The 19345-nt window shown below is 67.8% G+C and carries 19 protein-coding genes, 1 tRNA gene and 2 pseudogenes; 9 read left to right on the forward strand and 13 right to left on the reverse strand.

What is annotated here, in order from left to right:
• Positions 1 to 58: 58 nt before the first annotated feature.
• Positions 59 to 283 carry a hypothetical protein gene (locus JNW89_RS07030; RefSeq protein ID WP_238448227.1) on the reverse strand — a complete coding sequence of 75 codons (225 nt, stop codon included), beginning with the start codon at positions 281 to 283 and terminating at the stop codon, positions 59 to 61.
• 119 nt (positions 284 to 402) lie between these two features.
• Between JNW89_RS07030 and JNW89_RS07035 the strand changes: the two genes are divergently transcribed.
• The 3 genes from JNW89_RS07035 to JNW89_RS07045 all read left to right on the forward strand — a co-directional run bounded on the left by JNW89_RS07035 (position 403) and on the right by JNW89_RS07045 (position 2247).
• Positions 403 to 1202 (forward strand): IS5 family transposase gene (locus JNW89_RS07035; protein WP_238448243.1). Its coding sequence is split into 2 segments (ribosomal slippage): positions 403 to 730 and positions 730 to 1202, totalling 801 coding nucleotides; the frame shifts between segments, so codons are not numbered across the junction.
• 32 nt (positions 1203 to 1234) lie between these two features.
• Positions 1235 to 1423, forward strand: coding sequence for a hypothetical protein (locus tag JNW89_RS07040; protein ID WP_238448228.1), 189 nt, complete (start codon positions 1235 to 1237; stop codon positions 1421 to 1423).
• Positions 1424 to 1989: 566 nt separating this feature from the next.
• A complete protein-coding gene (locus JNW89_RS07045; protein ID WP_375155057.1) occupies positions 1990 to 2247 on the forward strand; it encodes a tyrosine-type recombinase/integrase in 258 nt (85 codons plus the stop codon).
• Between the two features lie 291 nt (positions 2248 to 2538).
• Here the strand turns inward: JNW89_RS07045 and JNW89_RS07050 are convergent, their stop codons facing one another.
• Entirely contained in the window at positions 2539 to 2988 is a 450-nt protein-coding gene (locus JNW89_RS07050; RefSeq protein WP_238448244.1) for an N-acetyltransferase, read from the reverse strand.
• A 147-nt stretch (positions 2989 to 3135) separates the two neighbouring features.
• Between JNW89_RS07050 and JNW89_RS07055 the strand changes: the two genes are divergently transcribed.
• On the forward strand, positions 3136 to 4002 hold the full coding sequence (locus JNW89_RS07055; protein ID WP_238448230.1) for an IS5 family transposase: 867 nt from the start codon (positions 3136 to 3138) through the stop codon (positions 4000 to 4002).
• 723 nt (positions 4003 to 4725) lie between these two features.
• On the opposite strand, the gene JNW89_RS07060 is transcribed toward JNW89_RS07055, so the two are convergent.
• The 5 genes from JNW89_RS07060 to JNW89_RS07080 form a co-directional block, all read right to left on the reverse strand.
• Positions 4726 to 6093, reverse strand: coding sequence for an FAD-binding oxidoreductase (locus tag JNW89_RS07060; RefSeq protein WP_238448231.1), 1368 nt, complete (start codon positions 6091 to 6093; stop codon positions 4726 to 4728).
• On the reverse strand, positions 6077 to 6211 hold the full coding sequence (locus JNW89_RS07065; RefSeq protein WP_306344819.1) for a hypothetical protein: 135 nt from the start codon (positions 6209 to 6211) through the stop codon (positions 6077 to 6079). Before JNW89_RS07065 ends, JNW89_RS07060 begins: the two co-directional genes overlap by 17 nt.
• A 160-nt stretch (positions 6212 to 6371) precedes the next feature.
• A complete protein-coding gene (locus tag JNW89_RS07070) occupies positions 6372 to 6863 on the reverse strand; it encodes a cupin domain-containing protein (protein WP_238448232.1) in 492 nt (163 codons plus the stop codon).
• A gap of 192 nt (positions 6864 to 7055) precedes the next feature.
• Complete coding sequence (locus tag JNW89_RS07075; RefSeq protein ID WP_238448233.1) at positions 7056 to 7520, reverse strand: YceI family protein; 465 nt, start codon at positions 7518 to 7520, stop codon at positions 7056 to 7058.
• A gap of 144 nt (positions 7521 to 7664) precedes the next feature.
• On the reverse strand, positions 7665 to 8150 hold the full coding sequence (locus tag JNW89_RS07080) for a carboxymuconolactone decarboxylase family protein (RefSeq protein WP_238448234.1): 486 nt from the start codon (positions 8148 to 8150) through the stop codon (positions 7665 to 7667).
• A gap of 260 nt (positions 8151 to 8410) precedes the next feature.
• On the opposite strand from JNW89_RS07080, the pseudogene JNW89_RS07085 reads away from it, so the two are divergent.
• Both JNW89_RS07085 and JNW89_RS07090 read left to right on the forward strand, forming a co-directional pair.
• A pseudogene (locus JNW89_RS07085) lies at positions 8411 to 9277 on the forward strand (RNA polymerase sigma-70 factor).
• Between the two features lie 83 nt (positions 9278 to 9360).
• Positions 9361 to 9657: a hypothetical protein gene (locus JNW89_RS07090; protein WP_238448235.1), complete on the forward strand. Its 297-nt coding sequence runs from the start codon at positions 9361 to 9363 to the stop codon at positions 9655 to 9657.
• Positions 9658 to 10136: 479 nt separating this feature from the next.
• Here the strand turns inward: JNW89_RS07090 and JNW89_RS07095 are convergent, their stop codons facing one another.
• On the reverse strand, positions 10137 to 11609 hold the full coding sequence (locus tag JNW89_RS07095; RefSeq protein WP_238448236.1) for an MFS transporter: 1473 nt from the start codon (positions 11607 to 11609) through the stop codon (positions 10137 to 10139).
• A 102-nt stretch (positions 11610 to 11711) separates the two neighbouring features.
• Here JNW89_RS07095 and JNW89_RS07100 point away from each other — a divergent pair, with 102 nt between their 5' ends.
• Positions 11712 to 12302, forward strand: a complete 591-nt coding sequence (locus tag JNW89_RS07100; protein WP_238448237.1) for a TetR/AcrR family transcriptional regulator — start codon at positions 11712 to 11714, stop codon at positions 12300 to 12302.
• A gap of 422 nt (positions 12303 to 12724) precedes the next feature.
• On the opposite strand, the gene JNW89_RS07105 is transcribed toward JNW89_RS07100, so the two are convergent.
• The gene (locus JNW89_RS07105) at positions 12725 to 13690 is read right to left on the reverse strand and encodes a hypothetical protein (RefSeq protein ID WP_238448238.1); all 966 of its coding nucleotides are present in this window, start codon (positions 13688 to 13690) and stop codon (positions 12725 to 12727) included.
• Positions 13691 to 13829: 139 nt separating this feature from the next.
• Positions 13830 to 14330, reverse strand: a complete 501-nt coding sequence (locus JNW89_RS07110; RefSeq protein WP_238448239.1) for a hypothetical protein — start codon at positions 14328 to 14330, stop codon at positions 13830 to 13832.
• 163 nt (positions 14331 to 14493) lie between these two features.
• Between JNW89_RS07110 and JNW89_RS07115 the strand changes: the two genes are divergently transcribed.
• Both JNW89_RS07115 and JNW89_RS07120 read left to right on the forward strand, forming a co-directional pair.
• A tRNA-Tyr gene (locus JNW89_RS07115) sits at positions 14494 to 14567 on the forward strand.
• 139 nt (positions 14568 to 14706) lie between these two features.
• A complete protein-coding gene (locus JNW89_RS07120; protein ID WP_238448240.1) occupies positions 14707 to 16842 on the forward strand; it encodes a hypothetical protein in 2136 nt (711 codons plus the stop codon).
• A 189-nt stretch (positions 16843 to 17031) separates the two neighbouring features.
• Here JNW89_RS07120 and JNW89_RS07125 read toward each other — a convergent pair whose 3' ends face one another.
• From JNW89_RS07125 to JNW89_RS07135, 3 genes and pseudogenes are all read right to left on the reverse strand, one after another.
• On the reverse strand, positions 17032 to 17766 hold the full coding sequence (locus tag JNW89_RS07125) for an SMI1/KNR4 family protein (RefSeq protein ID WP_238448241.1): 735 nt from the start codon (positions 17764 to 17766) through the stop codon (positions 17032 to 17034).
• A complete protein-coding gene (locus tag JNW89_RS07130; protein ID WP_238448242.1) occupies positions 17750 to 18151 on the reverse strand; it encodes a TrmH family RNA methyltransferase in 402 nt (133 codons plus the stop codon). Before JNW89_RS07130 ends, JNW89_RS07125 begins: the two co-directional genes overlap by 17 nt.
• A gap of 437 nt (positions 18152 to 18588) precedes the next feature.
• Positions 18589 to 19345, reverse strand: a pseudogene (locus JNW89_RS07135) (hypothetical protein); the annotation flags it as partial.

Below are 19345 nucleotides of genomic sequence, written 5' to 3' on the forward strand. Positions count from 1 at the left end.
TGGCGGAATGGCAGACGCGCTAGCTTGAGGTGCTAGTGCCCGTATAGGGCGTGGGGGTTCAAGTCCCCCCTCGGACACAAACCATTGCCCCACGGTGCGCGCTGAGATCCACTTCAGCGCGCACCGTTTGCGTTTCAGGCCGGTGGGTGAGCCGGAGTCCGAGTTGCCGGTACACCTCGGCCTTGTCGGCGGGGTCGGCGTCGCGGAGCACGACGGCGATGTCGCCGAGCGCGTTCACCAGGGCGCCGCTGTCGCCCGCGCTCGGCGCCCGGATCATCGACATCGTCCGCAAGGGCGCTTAAGAACTCCTAACAGAATGATCTACGCGGACGTGTAGTTCTGTCCTTCGTGGACGATCAACTACAGTGATCGGCCGTGAGGCGAGGTGAGCAGCCGCCGTGGATCGTCTCGGACGACCTGTGGGCCGAGATCGAGCCGTTGCTGCCGCCCCGTCCGCCGCGCAGGCACCGGTTCCCGGGCCGTAAGCCGCTGGATGACCGCAAGGTGTTGTGCGGGATCTTGTTCGTGCTCTACACGGGGATCCCGTGGGAGTATCTGCCCCAGGAGCTCGGGCTCGGGTCGGGGATGACCTGCTGGCGTCGGCTACGGGACTGGAACGACGCCGGCGTGTGGCAACGACTGCACGAGGTCCTGCTGGGCAAGCTCCGTGCCGCCGGTCAACTGGACACGTCCCGGGCGGTGATCGACGGCTCCCACATCCGGGCGCTCAAAGGGGGCCCAAAACCGCCCCGAGCCCGGTCGACCGCCGCAAACCAGGCTCGAAACACCACGTCATCACCGACGCGGGCGGCATCCCCCTCGCCGCGACCCTGACCGGCGGCAACCGCCACGACGTCACCCAACTACTGCCCCTGATCGACAAGGTTCCCCGGATCAAGGGCATCCGCGGTCGACCCCGGCAGCGACCCGAGCGGATCCACGCCGACCGGGGTTACGACTACGACATCTACCGCCGCCAGCTCCGCGACAGGGGCATCACCCCGGTCATCGCCCGACGCGGCGTCGCCCACGGCTCCGGCCTCGGCACCCGACGATGGGTAGTCGAGCAGACCATCGCCCTGCTGCACTGGTTCCGCCGGCTACGCACCCGCTGGGAGATCCGCGACGACATCCACGAAGCCTTCCTCACCCTCGCCTGCGCCATCATCTGCTGGAGACGGCTCCAACGCTCAAAGAGTTAGGAGTTCTAAGTGGTCTTGCTGGGGAGTATCCGATGCTCAGTGGGATCGACCCTTACTCAGACACCGTCTTCAACGAGCGTCAGGTCCCGCTGCTGCTAGGCGAGCTAGACCGCCTGTCTCCTGATGAGGTGCTGGATCAAGCGAGCCGAGCAGAGATCCGGCGACTGTGCGATGTAGTTCGTGGCGGGATCCACCGCTACTTGTGGTTCATCGGCGACTGAGTCGGTGGTTGATCGTCTCCGTGCGGCGATGGACCAGGCGTTGAGTGAGGTTTCGCGACTGTCCGTCTGGACTGATGTGCGCTGGCGCTGCGCCCAGCCGGCCCGGCCGATGCCGGCTGCAGCGCCAGCAGGCCGGGGCCGGGTCGGCGCGTTCGCCCTTCGGGCTCACCCGCGCTCTTGACTGGTGGGATTTCCTCCTGACGGGAACCTTAATAGAGCAACGGTTTCCTAAGGCGGTGCTCGATCCGCGTGGGCAGGCTGGCAACCTGCATCCCCTCTGATTCTGCCGCACGTGTGCCGCTCGCAACGGGTAGGCGCTGTGCTCGTCGGCCGGTAGATCAGCAGGCTGGCTGTAGGACCTGCTTGACCGCCTTTCGCGGTTGCCCTGCTCACCTGGCGGCCGCTCGTAACCTTCTTATCCGTAGCCTCGGCGGGGTTGTCCAATGCGGTCCGTCGTCGGCTGTTAGCTCTCGCTCTACGCGTTCGCCGGTGCGCCCTGGTTCCGACTCGTCCGGCTCCGCTGCTGTCAGCCGCTGCTGTCAAGGCGGGCAGGGTCCGGCACGCCGCTGGATCCGCGCAACTGCACCCGGCTCGTTCAGGACCAGTGTGCGGCCGGGCTGCCGCCAATCCGGCTGCACGACCTCCGGCATGGCTGCGTCTCGGTGCTGCTTGCTCTGGGTGTGCCGCCCCGGACCGTGATGGACATCGTGGGGCACAGAACGTTGGAGATGACCATGACGGTCTACGGGCATGTGAGCCTGGACGACAAGCGGGCGGCGCTGGATCAGCTCGGTGGCCTGCTCGATGAGGAGACCCCGGAATGACGTTGCTGTCACCGGTTGCTGTCAGGGCCGGTCGCAAGTGGGCCAAGTCAAGGCGGGAGGTGCGTGACCGTTCGTGCCCCTGGTGACCGTCCGGGGTACTGGCTACTGGCACGTGGATGGCACGGTGACCAGAGAATGATGAGATCAAGATGGGCGACCCGCCGACCTGGGCGCACGCTGGTCTAGCAGCGGAAATGCCTTCCGACATCTCTCGCCGCTCCCTCACTGTCCGTGAACCTCTTGCGGACTGGATGCGGACCGTCCCGCTGTCGCGGCGGGCCGCCCTATCCACTACAGGCGTTTCGCCATCTGTTGGGCCGTGACCTCGTAGCCGCTCGTCTGGTACAGAGAGATCGCGGACGCGTTATCGCCGAAAACGTTAAGGCCGAGCCGACTCGCACCCGCTTCCCGTGCCACCGCCTCTACAGCCGAGAGGATGGCTCGCCCATAGCCGGATCGCCGGTAGGGCTCTTCCACGCTGATATCGTGGAGCCACGCTGTGTCGGTCGTCTTGGTGCGTGGCTCCTCCAGCCCGACCCACGCGTAGCCGACGACTTGGCCTGCGGTGTTCTCAGCTGCCAGGAGACGATGACGTTCCGTCGCCAATCCCTGGGGCAGAAACCGGGCTCGATCCTCTCGCGCCTTTTCCATCGCGGCTTCGGCTGGCAGTGTCTCGGCGAGGGCTTGGACGTACTCCAGGTCGCGTCGCGTCGTGTAGTTCTCGTATTCGTCTGGACGCATCGCGCGCAGGGTGATCATGGGTGTATTCACCCGGACATGCTGGCAGGCGCCGTTTCGGGAAAGCGAGTGGCTTTCCCACCTGGTGCGACTGGCTGATCTCCTCGTCGGGCAGTCGCAGACCGTCCAGCCTTCCCAGACCGGGACAAGGTGGAGCGCCTTACCAGCACGATCGAAGGCCCAGCCCTGTCTGTATACCTTGTCGCCGGTGTCGCCGCATCCACCACCCCGGTCACCCTCGATGCTCACCTGTCCACCGCCCGGCCACGGCACTACCCGTCCGACACCAGCGACGCCGAGTGGGCCGTCCTCGGCCCGTACGTCCCGGCCGGCACCGGACGTGGCCGGCCGATCATCTACCCCCGCCGCGACATCGTGGACGCGATTCGCTACCTCGACCGCACCGGCTGCCAGTGGGACGCGCTACCGGCCGGCTTCCCCCACCACAAGCTGGTCTACCACTACTTCAAGACCTGGACCGCCGACGGAACGCTCCACCACATGCACAACAGCCTGCGAGAACAGGTCCGCGCCCAGGTCGAGGACCGCAACCGGCAGCCCACGGCCGCGCTGGTCGACTCCCAGTCGGTACGCGGCGCGGAGACCGTCGGGCGGGCCAGCCGCGGCTACGACGCGGGGAAGAAGGTCAACGGCCGTAAACGGCACATCGCCGTGGACACCTGCGGCCTGCTTCTCGCGATCCTGATCACCGGCGCCAACGTGCAGGACCGCGACGCCGCCCGCCCCCTCCTTCACGCGTTGCACGCTTGCTTCCCCGGCATCCGCCTGCTCTGGGCCGACAGCGGCTACGCCGGCAGGCTCGTCGACTGGGCCGCCACCCACCTCGCCCTAACCGTGCGGATCGTCGCCAAACTCGCCGGGCAGACCACCTTCGTGGTCCTACACCGCAGATGGGCGGTCGAACGTACCTTCTGGTGGATCAACCGGTGCCGGCGCACCGTCCGTACTATGAACGGCTCCTTGAACACCACGCCGCGATGGTCCAATGGGCCATGATCATCGTGATGGCCCGCCGCCTCGCCCGTCACCAACACACCTGAAACCCTTATTTACCGAGCTCTTAAGAGTTCTTAGGCGTGGGATGAGCACGGCGGTGGCCAGCAGCCGCCACAGAACCACCGCCACCGCTATGGTGCGGACGGTGATGAAGCCGGTGCCCATCGACTCAGCGATCCACTGACGGGCGGCAGCCGGTGAAGGCAGTCGCGGCGACCATGTGCCGGCGGCCGCGAGGACGGCGATGCTCGACCAGCCAGCCGAGCGGATCCCGACCGCGCTGGTCTTTCACACAACGCACGCACAGCGGTTGTCGGGTCCGGTCGTGACCGGCGACGCGTCGTTGCTGCCCGCATCGGCTGCACGGCTCCCGCCGCACGTTGACTGCGTTGCCGCAGGGCGGCACACCAGTCGGCCCTGGTGCCGGCGGCGCATTCGGCGGAGGCGATGGCAGCGTGCGCAGGCGGCAGCCTGCACCTGTCGGGCGCCCGCCCGCAGCAGCTCGCCGATCAGCGTCTGCGAGAGCTGCGGCCGCATGCGCTCGGGCAAGCGCATGCGGCCGGCTCGGACTGGTCAAGAATATGTGCCGGTCCGGGGCGCGAAACCGTGTTGGCGGTATCTCACAGGCCTGCGCCCAGGCCAAATTGCCCGAACGTATCGGTCAACCGGGTCGAGACCCGCGTCAAGCATGCCCGACGAGCCCCGTCCACGCATTGCCGCAGGTCAACGCCCCGCAGCACTGCGCGGTCCCAGATTGGGCCGGACGTTGTGGTTGAGGGCGAACAGATTGCCGGGGTCGTACTGGCGCTTGACCATCGCGAGCCGCTTGTAGGTCTCCGTTGGATAGATCGCCGCGACGTCCTCCTCGGTGGCAGAGGCGAGGAAGTTTGCGTAGGCGCCGTTGACGTGAGGTGCGAGTCTCCGCCAGATCGCTTCCAGGGCTGGACGAGCGGCCTCGACGACCGGCTTCGGACCCACGGTGGTGGTCACGAACATCAGCTCCGCCTGGCGATGCGCGTAGGCGGTGGCGTCGTCGGGGACTCGGGATACTGCACCGCCTACGCTGCGAACGGCGATGAACGGCGACCGTTCCGATGCCCCGACCTCGGCAAGGATCTGAAGGACCTCGGGTACCGATTCCTTGTCGACGAATGCGCTTCGGGTTACGAGCTGAATGCCTGGCGGCGGAGCTGCGCCGTCCACGAGCGTGTCCGCATAGGGCGTCCGCGCGATGTCGTCGGCGATCGCCGTGCCGAGCTGGCGGATCGGGTCGATGGCCTGGGCCGCGAGCTCCGGGTCATCGCTGTCAAAGGCGACGTGGATCTCGACCGGCGCTTCGGGTCCGCCGGCGAAGGGATTGGCGAAGTTCGCGACGGATGTGAGCTCTTCGGGGGCGGTGCGGAGGTAATCCGCCCAGCCCAGGAGCACGGTGGTCGCCTCCGATGCCGGGAAGGCGATCTTGCCGTAGAAGACGTCTGTCGTTGGGTGTGCCACGAACTCGAAGGCAGTCACGATCCCGAAGTTGCCGCCGCCACCACGAATCGCCCAGAACAGCTCCGGGTTTTTCTCGGCGCTCGCCTGCACGACCTCTCCGTTGGCAGTGACCACCTCTGCGGCGACCACGTTGTCCAGGGCCAGGCCGTACTTTCTGACCTTCCAGCCGATGCCACCGGTCAACGTCAGCCCACCGACACCGACGCTCTTGGTATCGCCTGAGGAGATCGCCAGGTCATGTGGGGCCAGGGCGGCCGCGACCTGACCCCAGGTGGCGCCGCCGCCGATTCGCGCGAGGTGACGTTCCTTGTCAATGATCTCTACGTTTGCGAGCTTGCTGAGGTCGATCACGACGCCGTCGTCGTTGGTGCCGAAGCCCGCGAAGCCATGGCCGCCGCCTCGCACGGACAGCACAAGCCCTGCGCCGGCGGCGAATCTGACACCTGCTTGCACGTCCCCGACGCTCTTGGGCCGCAGAACATAGGCCGGACTACCCGAAGCCAATACCGAGCGACTAGCCGATTCGTATTCCGCTCCGCCCGGTTCGATGATGTCGCCGCCGAAGTCACGGCGAAGGGTTTCAAGTGCTGAACTCATGAGATGTTCCTTCCACACAGGAGAATCGTCCGAACTGGCCCGAGTGGTAGTCGCCGGCGGGCTGCTGGACGATGACGTTCAGGCGGTTGGCGGCGTTGATGAGGGCGATGAGTGACACCAGCGCAGAGAGTTGCTCCTCGTCGTAGTGCTTGGCGGCATTCGCCCAGGCGTCGCTCCGGCTGGTGGGCCAGTGAGGTGCATGCGCTGGGCTTGCCTCACCAACCGCCGACTCGGTGGGCGCCGCTCTGACTGACCGGCCCCATGAAGCCCGCTCCTGCTTACACCACGTACTGGTCGTGGCGATGGTAGAGATCGGCCCACTCCTCCTCGCTGAGTTGCCGCCCACTCGCTACGATCTCCGCCAGTTCCTCGAAATGGGCCTCGCGCGGGGCCCCGGGGGCGAACAGGACCAGCATCGAGCCGGGCCCCTCCGGGTTGCTGAACGCGTGGATGCCGCCCGGCGGGACGAAGAGAAAGTCGCCCGGCGCGGCATTGACCCAGCGTTCGCCGTCATAGAGCCCGACCGTGCCGGACAGGACGAAAAACGACTCGGACATCGTCCTGTGGAAGTGCGCGCCCGGGCCGCCGCCGGGCTTACTTCCCATGTCCCATCGGTAGAGCCCGTACTGCCCGCCGGTGGACTCGCCGGTGGCCAGGTAGTGCACGTTCGTGCGCCCGCCGATCACCAGGTCAGGCGGGGAGCCGCCTGACCACAACGTGCCGCTGACCTCGCCCTTGTCCCCGTGGAAGAGCTCCTTCGGGTACGACATGCCAGCCTCCTTGTCGATCGCTACCACCGGCTGCCGGGCCGTGTGCGCGCGACACCGGCAGCATTCTCGCCATGGCCATGAGAGCCCGCTCTACAACCGGGTGTTGAACCCGTCAGGACTGCCGGATCGCGGCGACCTCGAGCTCCAGCATCACCTTCGGGCTGACAATGATCGTGGTCGCGGGGTTCCAGTTCACGCCCCAGTCGTTGCGGTTGATCGTGGCGCTTCCCTTGAAGTCGACCCTGAGGTCGCCCCACGGGTCGTCCCGGCGCCGGTCAGCTCGAAGTCCACGGTGACCGACTTGGTCACGCCGCGGATGGTCAGGCCACCGGTGACCTTGAAGCTGGTCGTGCCGCTCTGCTGCACCTTGGTTGAGGCAAAGGTGAGAGCAGGGTGTTCGCCCACGCCCAGGAACGTGTTGCGTAGCTGCTCGTCGCGCTGCCGGTTACGGGTCTGGATGCTCTTCGCCTGGATCGTAAGCCGAGCGCTGGACTGCGACGGGTTGTCGCCGTCCAGGTGCGCGCCTCCCTCGAACTCCTCGAACTGCCCACGCACTTTGGTGCCCATCGCGTGCCGGGCGACGAAGCCGATCCGCGTACGGGTGGTGTCGAGGACGTAGTCGCCGGTCAGCTCGTTGAGCGTGGTAATGGTTGACATGCTTGATGCTCCTGGAGGGGAAACAGGTAGTTGAACGTTCATTTCCAAACCGGTCAGGATTCGCGCGGAGGCCTCTTGCTGCTTGAGGTGCGCGGACCCGGCCCGGATCGCGTGATCCTGGGCGGGCCGCAATTCGCCTGCTGATCAGCTCGACATGCTGGTGAACATGCCGGGCTCGTAGGAACCCCCCTGGTTGCGCACGATCACGCCGAGCCGGTTGGCCGCGTTGATCATGGCGACCAGGTAGACCAGTGCGGCGATCTGATCGTCGTCGTAGTGCTTGCGCACCTGGGCCCAGGTTTCGTCGGACACGCCGTGGTGGGCGTCGGCGAGCCGGGTGCCCTCCTCGGCGAGCGCGAGCGCGGCCCGCTCGGCCTCGGTGAACACGGTGGAATGGCGCCAGGCGGCGACCAGGTTGATGCGCACCGGCGTCTCGCCGGCGTGCACGGCCTCCTTGGTGTGGTAGTCGACGCAGAAACCGCATCCGTTGATCTGGCTGGCGCGCAGCATCACCAGCTCCTGGGTGTCCCTGGGCAGCGGCGACTGCTGGATCGCCAGGCTGACGTTGTAGAACCGCCTGCCGATCTTGGCGCCGAGCTCGTTGGTCGCCAGGTTGATACGGGGTTCCATGACTTTGTCCTCACTCGTGGAAAGTTGCGTGCCGCGCGGATTGTTCGCGCGGCGGGCTTACGGACATAGAGATGCCGGCGATCCGGGCCGTGTGACAGCGCGGTCGTGTGACGCGAGCCACCGATCGTGGGTGTCACACAGCGGTGGGGACCGGTGTCTGGTGAGTGGCACGATCGAGAGCGAACAGGCAGGAGTCAGCTATGAGCGAGCGCAGCGAGGGAACAACAGACCCAGCCGAGCCGCTCGCTGGCGGCGGCCGCATGGACTGGGCCACCGAGGCGTTCCTCGCGCACCGCAACCTGCTGTTCACCGTTGCCTACGAGATGCTCGGCTCGGCCGCCGACGCGGAGGACGTGCTGCAGTAGACCTGGTTGCGGTGGGTGGGCGTCGACCTCGACACCGTGCGGGATCAGCGTGCGTTCCTGGTCCGGATCACCGCTCGCCAGGCGTTGAGCCGGCTGCGTACACTCGCGCGGCGCAGGGAGTCGTACGTCGGTCCCTGGTTGCCCGAGCCGCTGCTGACCGCGCCCGATGTGGCCGAGGATGTCGAGTTGGCCGACAGCGTCTCGATGGCGATGCTGCTGGTGCTGGAGACGCTCGCGCCGACCGAGCGGGCGGTGTTCGTGCTGCGCGAGGTGTTCGATCTGGCCTACGACGAGATTGCCGAAGCCGTCGGCAAGAGCCCGGCCGCGGTCCGTCAGATCGCCCACCGGGCCCGGGCCCACGTCGCGGCGCGCCGGCCACGCAGCGTTGTTCCTCCGGCCGAAACCCGAGACGCGCTCGCGGCGTTCCAGCGGGCGGTCGAGACGGGTGATCTGCAACTCCTGCTCGACATCCTCGCGCCGGATGTCGTCCTTCTGGGGGACGGTGGCGGAATCGCGCAGGCCGCGCTGGCGCCCGTCACGGGGGCAGGCGTGGTGGCCGACGTGCTGGGCAGGATCCCCGCCACGGCGTCGCTGCGGCCAGCGCAGGTCAATGGCTACCCGGCGCTGATCCTTCAGCTCAACGGCGAGATCGATACCGTCATGGCGGTGCGCATCGACCACGGCCTCATCACCGGGCTCTACGCCGTGCGCAACCCCGAAAAGCTGTCGCACATGGACCGGGAGACCGCCCTACACCGCTGAGCCCGGGGGTCCGCACGCCGTACAGCGCGACCGACGTCAAGCTGGCCAATGCCAAATGCCCGTCCGATCGCAAGCTGATCGGCGTGGGCGCGGCGCTGGGCAGGGGCGTCGGCACGGTGGCGCTCAGCACGCTCAGTGCCAATCACTTCGGCAACATGCACCAGGCCGAGGCCACCGGCGTGACCGGGGCGCCCGCCGAGTTCTGGGCGTTGGCCTCGTATGCGGTGTGCGCGAAAGGCGTGGACGTGGCGTACGTGGACCGCTCCGTGAGCATCGGCGGCTCCGCGCTGTCACACACTGCTTCAGCGGCATGCCCGACCGGTAAGAAGGCGCTGTCGCTCGGCGTCTGGATCGCCCTCAGCGGACGCCGCGGTGGGTAGGGACGTGGTCCTGTCGTATGCGATGCCGGACGCTTCGGCCGAATTGGCCGGGGCCGACGAGGATCCGGGCGGCACGCGCTGAACTGGCCGGCAGGCGTGCGCGCGATCTGCGTCGAACGCGCCTGATTGGGCGGCGAGCCGACCAGGGCACCGTCTTCGGTGCCCCGGTCGGCGCAGGGCTATCGACTCCGTCGTCGGCGTGGATTCGTTCAGGCCGACGACGGCGTGTTGCTGCTCCTGAAGAGTCGGCCAGGTATTGATCACGCGATGAGTCAGTGGCCGTCTTGCTGTCTTGCGATGACGTGGAGGTTGCCGGCACCCAACCGTGAGTTCCTCCATCGCCACTCCTGACGGCCGGCACCACACCACTCAAACTTCAGTAACAATGACCAGCCGTCGGTGACACGGGACAGCTCTCGTACTCAGGTGGTGCTCCCAGACACCGTCATCGTGAGTTGAGTCGGCGGGGAGGTTGTGCGTCATCTGGCGGACTCCTGCGCGGCTGAGGGTTCGAGTGCGGGGAGTTGCTGGGTTTTCATGGTCAGGGTCAGCAGGATCGTGCAGGCGGTGAAGGCCGCTCCAACGGTGAAGGCCGTGGTGACTCCCTCGGTGAGGACCTGGTGGGCGGTCCCGCTTGAAGCGCGGGTGGCGGCGCCGAACACGGTGACGAGAATGGCCAGCCCCAGCGCGCCGCCGATCTGCTGCATGACGTTGAGCAGGCCGGAGGCGGCGCCGGTGTCCTCGGCTCGGACGCCGGAGGTCAGCACGGTGGTGGCGCCCACTAGCAGGATGCCCATGCCGAGGCCGGCGATCACCATCGGGCCGAGCAGGGCCACGGCGTAGTCGGCCTGGGGCGTCAGCTGTGCCATCCACAGCAGGGCCACGCTGATCGCCGCGGCTCCTGTGGCGATCAGCGTCTTGGCACCCAGTCGCGGCAGCAGCCGGCCCGCCACGCCGGAAGAGACCAGGATCAAGACGGCCAGCGGCACGAAGGCGAATCCCGCCTGCAGGGGGCTGTAGCCGCGGACCTGCTGCAGGAACTGGGTGAGGAAGAAGAACATGCCGTTGCCCGCGGCCAGGACGAACAGCAGCACGATGTAGCCTCCGGCGCGGTTGCGGTCGGCGAACAGCCGCAGCGGGACGATCGGTTGCTGGGCACGGGATTCGACGGCCACGAACAGCGCAAGCAGGACGGCGGCCGCGCCGAGCGCGCCGAGGGCGACGGCGTCGCCGAAGCCCTGCTCGGCGGCGCGGAGGAACCCGTAAACGAGCGCGGTCATGCCGAGCGTCGAGGTCAGTGAACCAGCCAGGTCGAAGCGCCCCGGGTGGCGATCGGTCTCGGCGATGAACAGCGGGGCCAAGATCAGCAGGACCACGCCGATCGGCACGTTGATGAACAGCACCCACCGCCAGGAGATCCAGTCGGTGAGCACGCCGCCGATGATGAGGCCGATCGCCGCGCCGGAGCCGGAGACGGCCGCGTACGCGCCGAGCGCCCGCGCTCGCCGGGCCGGGTCGGGGAAACCGACGGTGATGAGGGCGAGCACGGTCGGTGCGGCGAGGGCGCCACCGATCCCCTGACCTGCACGGGCGGCCAGCAGCATCGCGGCCGAGCTGGCCAGCCCTCCGACCAGTGAGGCGACGGTGAAGACGACGACCCCGGCGATGAGGGCCCGCCGCTGGCCGAGGATGTCGCCCGCGCGTCCACCGAGCAGCAGCAGTCCGCCGAAGGCCAGCATGTAGACGTTGAGCACCCAGGACAGGCCGGTCGCGGAGAAGCCGAGGTCGCGCTGGATGTGTGGAAGAGCGATGTTCACTACGTTGATGTCCAGGATGAACATTGTCTGGCAGATCAGCACGATGGCGAGGACCAGGCCTGGGTGGTGCTGGGGACTGGAGGCGTCTGCGGGCCCGGGTCCTGCCGCTGCCGCCTGCGTGGTCTGTTCGGTCACGACACTCCTCAGCAGAAGAGAGAACGAAACGAGGAAGTTCCTCGGTTCCTGTTCGGCTAAGATACGAGGACGTTCCTCGTTTTGTAAACCTGGGGAGGTTTCATGGCGGACCGATCGACGGAGGCACGTCCCGCAGGGCGTAAAGACGCGCGACGCAACTACGAACGTCTGCTGAAGGCCGCCCGGGCCGCCTTCGCCGAGCACGGCGTCGGCGCCTCCCTGAACGACATCGCGCGCACCGCCGGTGTCGGCAACGTGACCCTCTACCGGCACTTCCCGACCCGTCAGGCGTTGCTGGAGGCATTGCTGGGCGAGAGCCTGCGCGGTCTGCGCACACACTCAGATGAGCTGCTCGCCTCTCCTATGGCAGACGAGGCCCTGACTACCTGGCTTGCCGCCGCGGTCGAACACGCCATGGCCTATCGCGGCCTGGTCGACGCCCTCGTCGACAGCCTCGCCGACCCCGAATCCGACCTCCACGCCACCTGCCAGGCCATCAAGGCGGGTGGGGCGCAGCTACTGGCCCGAGCTCAGCGAGCAGGGACAGTCCGGCCCGACCTCAATGCTTCCGCCCTCTTCTCTCTGATCGCCTCGGTTGCCTGGGCGTCGGAGCGGGCCCCTGAGCACTACGGCCAGCTTCTGGCCGTCATGCTCGATGGACTCCGCCCCCGGAAAGGGGGTCAGAACACATAAGCCCAAACCCACACTGAGTGGATCACGAACGGTGTTTCCGCTAATTGGTGCGATGACGGGAGTCTTCTTGGTCTGCAGGAGTGAGGCAGCGTATCTCCAGTTCTTCCTGGGAGGCGGTCCCAGGATGGCGATGACCTCGGCGACGGCTTCCGCACCGGGTTTGACGTAGCGTATGGCGGTGCGGGGCTTTTGTGCCGGGTGTTGCCATGATGAGCTGCAGCGGGACTTCGGCCTCACCCAGGTGGGTGGCACTGTGGCGCATGGTTATGTCGATGACAAGCAGCAACGTTTGTCGGTCAGTCTCGACAGCGTTCAGGGCCGAGCGAGCCGCCGAGATGTCGGGGAGAAGTAACAGCGCAGGGGATCGGATCCCCCGCCGTCGGCCAGCCTGTTTCAGTGCAGGCGCGGTCAGGCGGCCTTGTTCACGGTAAGGACAATCTTGCCTTTGACTCGGCCGGTTTCGCTGAGCTGGCGATCACGACGGGTGGGTCGAGGCGGTCGACCTCGTCCGGCGACAACAGCCCGCGCGACAGCAGACGAATTACCACCTGGGCGTCGCCGCGGCGAGCCAGGAGGCGGATTTGGTCTCCGCTGAGATCGTCACGGTCGGCCAGTTCAAGCCACACCGAGGCTTCGCCTCGCGCAGTCAGCTGTTCAACGAGGGAGGCGGGCAGGGCAGGGTTACGCGCCAAGCCGGAGCGCAGCTCCCGCAGTCGCTCCTCCTCGGCGAGCGCGCCTGCTGGTTGCTCGGTCCTGCGCCCTCGTGGGTGGCTTGTCATCGGAGCGCCTGTCGGCGAGAACCTGCGCGGTTCGGCCAAATGATCAGATGTGAGTGCATCATGCTGGCCGTTGTCTTGCCGTACGGCGGGCAGGACGCCGTATAGATGCACACGCTGATCAACGTCACGATCAGCGACGGCGTTGAGGAACAGGTCCGGCAGCGGTGACGCGAACGCGACGCGCACCGTCCAGGCCTCGTAGTACCAGCGGGGGGCGCAGGTGCGTCCGGTGAACCGGAAATTGGCTAGGTAGCGGCCGTACTGACCAGGCTGGAGCGTGAACAGCCGGTAGGACGTGCGCCAAGCCGGGTACGCGGCCCCGGCGGGGAGACGTTCAATCACGGCGTGGTCTGCGGTGAGGTCGACGTGCAGTCCGACCGCCTGCAGCGCGTGAACACCCGAACCGACGGACGACGCAGGCCGGTAGCCGGCAGCCTCGTCAGCCAGAACATCGTGCACGACGACCGTCTCGCCCGCCGGTAGCGGCGGAAGTTCATACGCCTCCGCGACCGACCGACGTCGCACCGCGTGCGTCGCCCCGCGGGCGTGGGCACCCCAGCGGGCCCGGACACGTTGCACGACGAGCACGGCGACCAGGATGCTGGACAACGCTGGGTAGCGCCACCACGTTTCGGCAGCTCCACGCCGACCAGAGGCAGGACGGGGCCCGGGGGGTAGCCCGTCCGGTCGCTGAGAAACGTGGGCCGTCACAGCTGACCCTCTGGTCAACAGCTTCACGAGGCAGCAGTCACGCCACGATCTTCAGGATGATGGTCTCGCGGGCGGCCGCCGCGGCCTGGAACAGTCCGGTGAGCTCGCGGATGTCGCTGACGACCTGCTCGGCCCAGTCGTCGTCGAACGGGCGATGGTAGCCGAGCTTTCCTGCATAGTCGGCGAGGTCGGTGCGATGCCGGGCGGCCCACGTATCGACGGGAACGGCGGTCAGGAACTCGGCCACCAGACCGACCGTGTCCGTGTTGAGCGTGCCGACCATCCAGGAGTCATCCCAGTTCGCTGGCGAGCCGCTGAACGCCCTGGCTGTGGCCTCCCAGTCGGTGCCGGTGGCACCCATGCCGAGAAGAGCCGCGATGAGCGCTCCGGTGTCTTCGGCGCCGACGAGAAGCCGGGCCTCTTGCTGCCTGGCGAAGTTGTCGTCGAACCAGTAGGGCACGAGGTCGGCCAGGTCCTTCGGCGTAGCGCCGCCGATCGTTTCGCCTGGCACGCGTTTCCAGAAGTAGTCGACGCCCATCAGCTCACCTCCGTGACGATCGTCAGCGGATCGTCGCAGACGGGGGCGACAGCTTCCGCCTCCGCCATCAGCATTGGCGAAGGGTGGATTGCGGCAGTCGGTGATCGCTGCTTCGGATCTCGGCTGCGTAGGCGGCGGTGACCTGCGTAGAGTGTCGCGGCATCAGCGTGTAGCTCAGCCAGAGAGAGCACCGGGCTGTAATCCCGGAGGGCGCGGGGGCGGGGCCCGCCACGCTGGCGTGAGCGACAACGACATCCGCGTCGGCATGGGCTTCCCCCTGGGCCAGCTGGCGCGCGCTTTGACGACAGCCGGGACGCACGAGGACGCGGCCACCCGCCAGCGGGCGGAGCTGCGGGTACGCCGCTGGCAGCAGGTCGTGACCGGGATGGCCGCAGGACGGCTGGACATCGGTTTGCGTACCCCGGTGAAGGGCTTGCCAGTGTGGGTGACGCCGGAGGTGGTCCACGGCGGGTTCGCGACTGGGGAGCCGGCCGCGGGCGGTCCGCTGCGCCCGGACGAGACCGACCGTGCGCAGCGGCTGGGCCTGCCGGCCGAGCGCCGGGCGTTGTTTTGGTCCTGGTTGACCGACGTGGGTTTGGCAGAGCTGGGCGAGTTGCTCGACAGCGGCCGCTACCGGGTGGAGTACGCGGAGGAGGCGGCGCTGCCGGTGGTGGCGTGGTTGTTGCGTTCTGGCGACCGCGATGCGGCCCTGGGCGTTCTGGAGGAGATCGCGCCGTTCGCCGACCGGCTGCGGTTCACCCCGGCTCCGAGCTTTCAGCGCGCCGGCGACCCGGACGTCGTGTATCGGCAGACGGCGGGCGATGCGCGCCGGACCCTGGAGCAGCGGCAGCCGAATGCGCAGATCGAGACGATGCGTGAGGCGCTGACGGTGTGGAATCCGTTCGCCGACGAGTTGCTGACGTTGTGGTGCGAGACCCGCGACGGCGGCCGGATCGGTGCGGTGACGCCGGAGGGCTGGTTGCCGCGAGCCGTACAGCTGCTGGCCCGCTACCAGCACCTCGCCGCCGAGCACACCCTCTGCAGCAAGCATCGCAACCCGAAGGGCAGCATCGGCGTACTGCGAACCGGGCTGGAGCGACGCGTGGCCGGAGCGGAGCTGACGTCGCGCGAGCGTGGCCTGGTCCAGAGCGTGGTGGATGCGATGCTGCGCAAGCGCGGACACCCGGGCAGCCTCGAGCACACCGCCATACGCCGGCAGCAGGCGCGCGAGGCGGCGCGTCCCCGCCACCATCAGCTCGCGCAGCTGGTCGCCGCCCGGCTGGCCGGCCTACCTCAGGACAGCGGTATCAGCGACGTCGACCACGTGCTACGCCCAGTCGACGCTGACGAGGCCCACTCTGCGGGTGTGGTGGCGGGCTGGCCGACGCCCCGCCCGATCGCCCGGGTGGTCGCGCGCGCCGCCGCCGGAACCCTGGAGCAGCTGATCGACCGCGGCGTCATCGCCTCGGCGGAGGAGCTGGCGCGGCTTACCCCGCGGCTGGCGGCGGCGACTGCGGCTTTGGCGTACCCGGACCCGGCCCTGCGCATCCTGATGGACGCCACGTACCGTGCCTTCCGCAATCGCCGCTCCCTGTTGCTGCTGAACCTGGAGCACCAGGCACGCCTGGCCGAGCTGCCCTGGGTCCAGGCGGTCGCGTCCGCACGGACCGATACCAGCGACACCTGCGACCAGGCGCGTCGCACCCTGGTCCGGCTGGCCTCCGCCGCGGTCTGGGGGTTCCCGGCCACGGTGCTGCCCAACCCGCTCGTCGGGGAACTGTCGACGCTGTCGAAGCAGGCGAGCCTGCAGCTGCCATGGGTCGAGGAACTCGCGGCCGACATCTTCATGGGCACGTTCTCGGCGAAGTTCCTCCAGGCAGCCACACTCGCTGGCCGGCGGCTCGCGGACAGCCTGTACGCGCAGTACTACGACATCGACTACCCGGCCATCGCCGCGATCGACGACACCAGCAGGCGGCTGATTCGGCGTACCCGGACCTCGGACGCCTTCGATCAGCTGTGCCGCGACCGGGCTGGCGCCTCCGGTAGGCGGTCGTGGTTCAACGTCGCGGCCAACGGGATCATCATCGAACAGGCGCAGATTCTGACTACACACAACCTGGCCACGATCGCCGAGCTCGGCATCGACCTGCCCGCGGCGGACCTCGCGAGGCGGTGCATGGACACCGCGCTGCGGCTGACGGCGCGCATCCACCACAACCCCCGGCCGCTGGGCACCGTCAAGAACACCGCCTACGCGTGGCGGCAGATGCTGTTCTTCCTGTCGCTGTCCACCTGGGAAAAGCAGATGGCCTTCCCGGCCTACGCCGAGCAGCGGCTGGCCACCCAGCCAGACCACGTGCGAACCCGGATAGCGCCGGCCGTGACCGGACTCGCGCACGTGATCGGCGGTGGAAGGTTCGACGCGGACGGCAGGGCGGGCACCGGCCGACGGCTGCTCGGCTGGACCACGACGGAGCACTGGATGCTCGACCCGGGACCGCGAGACTGAGGTTCAGCGAGGCAGGGACTCCGGTGTGGTGGCTACGCCGTGTGCGGCACAGCCACCACACCAGATTCGCCATTTCGGCAAGTAGACCTCGATCTCCATCAGAGCGATGACGGTGGTGTGAATATCGGCAGTATTGAACCTCGGACACCGACCTTCCGCCGCATGATCACCGCGTGTCGCAGTCGGCCGCTACCCCTCGTCCATCAACCACTCACCAGGCAGCGCGCGCCGCACCGCGGCTATCCCGTACGCCGACGCCGCGCGCACCCACAACCACGTCCCGGCGTCCTCACGCAGGACCGCCCCCAGCCCCTCGAACCACCTCATCGGCGGGCCGCCGGGCCCCGCCCAGAACGGGTAGTCAGGCAGCGGCAGCCGACGGAACTGCTTCTCCAGCAACGCGATGGCCTCATCGTCCAGTTCACGGTTGTCGACGAACGTCTCGCCCGACAGCATCCACTCCGACAGCACCATCTCCACACACGCCAACGAGACCCGCTCGAGGTAGGGCTGCCAGACGCGCTCGGCCTGCCTGGCCGAATCGAGGCGAAACACGACCGGCGGATCGGGCTCGGTCACCGCCGACAGCGGAACGCCCCACTGCGCAACGTTCTGGTTCTCCAGACGGAAGACCAGCACCTGGCCCGCGTCATCGACGCTAACCTGATGAGGAGCAAGCAGGCGATCCTGAACTCGGGTCAAGTCAAAGCGCTTGCCGATCAGCGCATATGCCTCACGCAGGGATCCCGGCAGCGGGAAACCCAGCCGGGTCTCCGCAGCACGCAACTCTTCGTCGTCGCAGCCGTCGCCAGCGATGATCGGACTCGCGTAGCGAGCGGCGAACAGTCGGAGGAATCGCCACGCCCCAGCGGCCTCCCGCACGCCCCTAGCAAGTTCGGCATGGAGATCAAATCCACCGCTCACGGGGGACACCATAGCGGCGACGGCACCGCCACCTCCCTCGAGCCGTCGTGGAAGCCGTCCTTGACTCTCTCCAGCCTCTCGCCCATCGGGAGATTGTGCTCGAGCACGCAGCACAGATTCTCCTGTGCGCCCTCCAGGATCGGCGTGCCCGCCTACCAGCGTCGCGGACTTCAATGAGTCCGGCGAGCTTGTACAGCACAATGGATCCGGCCACGGCGACGTTAAGGCTGTCTCCGGTGCCGAGCATGGGGATCTCCACGGCGGTGTCGAGCAGGTCGAGTCCTTCCGGCGGGATCCCGGTGGCTTCATGGCCGAGGACCATGACGGTCCGCCGGGAGGCGGCCGGCAGGTCGGCGAGCCGGATCGCCTCGTCGGCCAACTCCACACCGACAATGTGCGCCCCGCTGTCCTTCTGCCTCCGCAGCCAGCCGGCTGGGTCGCCGATTCGGTGTCCGCAGCTGGGCCGGCGTAGCGTTTGCCGCGGGCGACGGCCTCATCGACCCGGCTGAAGCGAGGTACGGCCAGGCATGCCCCGACGGCGTCGCAGGTGCGCAGCAGGGTGCCGAGATTTGCACCGTGCATCGGCCACAACGGGGCGGCGATCAGATGTCCCAACATCGGTGGGCGCGGGGTCGGCGGGCGGCCCGGATCTCTCGGCGGGGCCGTACCCGGATCGACGGGCTCACTGGACGGGAGCGCTCACGCTCCGAGGGTCAACGTTCATGGGGGAGTGGTGCTTCGCGGCGCACCCGACCATCGGCGAGTCGTTGCGGCCAGTGAGCGTAGCGTGAGCCATCCTGCAGCCCATGTCAAGGCCGGGGATCAGCCGTGCCGATGCCTCAGCTCGGGAGTTGCAAGTTCACTCCACAATGGCCTAGCGTCAACGCATGCACACCGCTTCCCAGCGGATGTGCTTGGAGCATGTGGCCGAATCCCCCCTCGGACACAAATGAACTTCTGACGGTGTGCGCTGAGATCCACTTCAGCGCGCACCGTTTGCGTTTCAGGCCGGTAGGTGAGCCGGAGTCCGAGTTGCCGGTAGACCTCGGCCTTGTCGGCGGGGTCGGCGTCGCGGAGCACGGTGGTGATGTCGCCGAGTGCGGTCACCAGGGCCGTGATTTCTGCTCGGCTCATCCGGCGCGGGGTGGTGCCTGCGTTCGCGTGGAGATCTGCTTCCGCACGGGCGCGTTCGGCCTGGGTCTGCGCGATCCAGCCGGTGACCACCGCTGGGTCGGCACCAGCGTCGAGGGCGGTGCGGTAGCGCTCCAGCTTGGCGTCGCACTCGGTGACGATCGTCTGGGCTGCTGTGCCGGTTGCGGGCGAATGATCCAGGGGCTGGGCGTCGGCCATCGCGGTGATCGTTTGTTCGATGCGGTGGGGCGCGAATGCGGAGGCCAGCCAGGTGTCGAGCGGGTCGGTGAGGGCGTCCTCGCGCAGGTACACGTTGCTGGGGTGTGGGACCTGGTTGGCGAGGGCGTACTCCTGGGGGAAGCGGCAGCGGTAGTAGGCGTCGCCGTGGTTGTACTGGCCCTGCATGCAGTCGGGCGGGCTGAACGGCCTTGAACTGCACTCAACGGCA

The sequence above is a fragment of the Micromonospora sp. 4G55 genome (genome assembly GCF_016803375.1).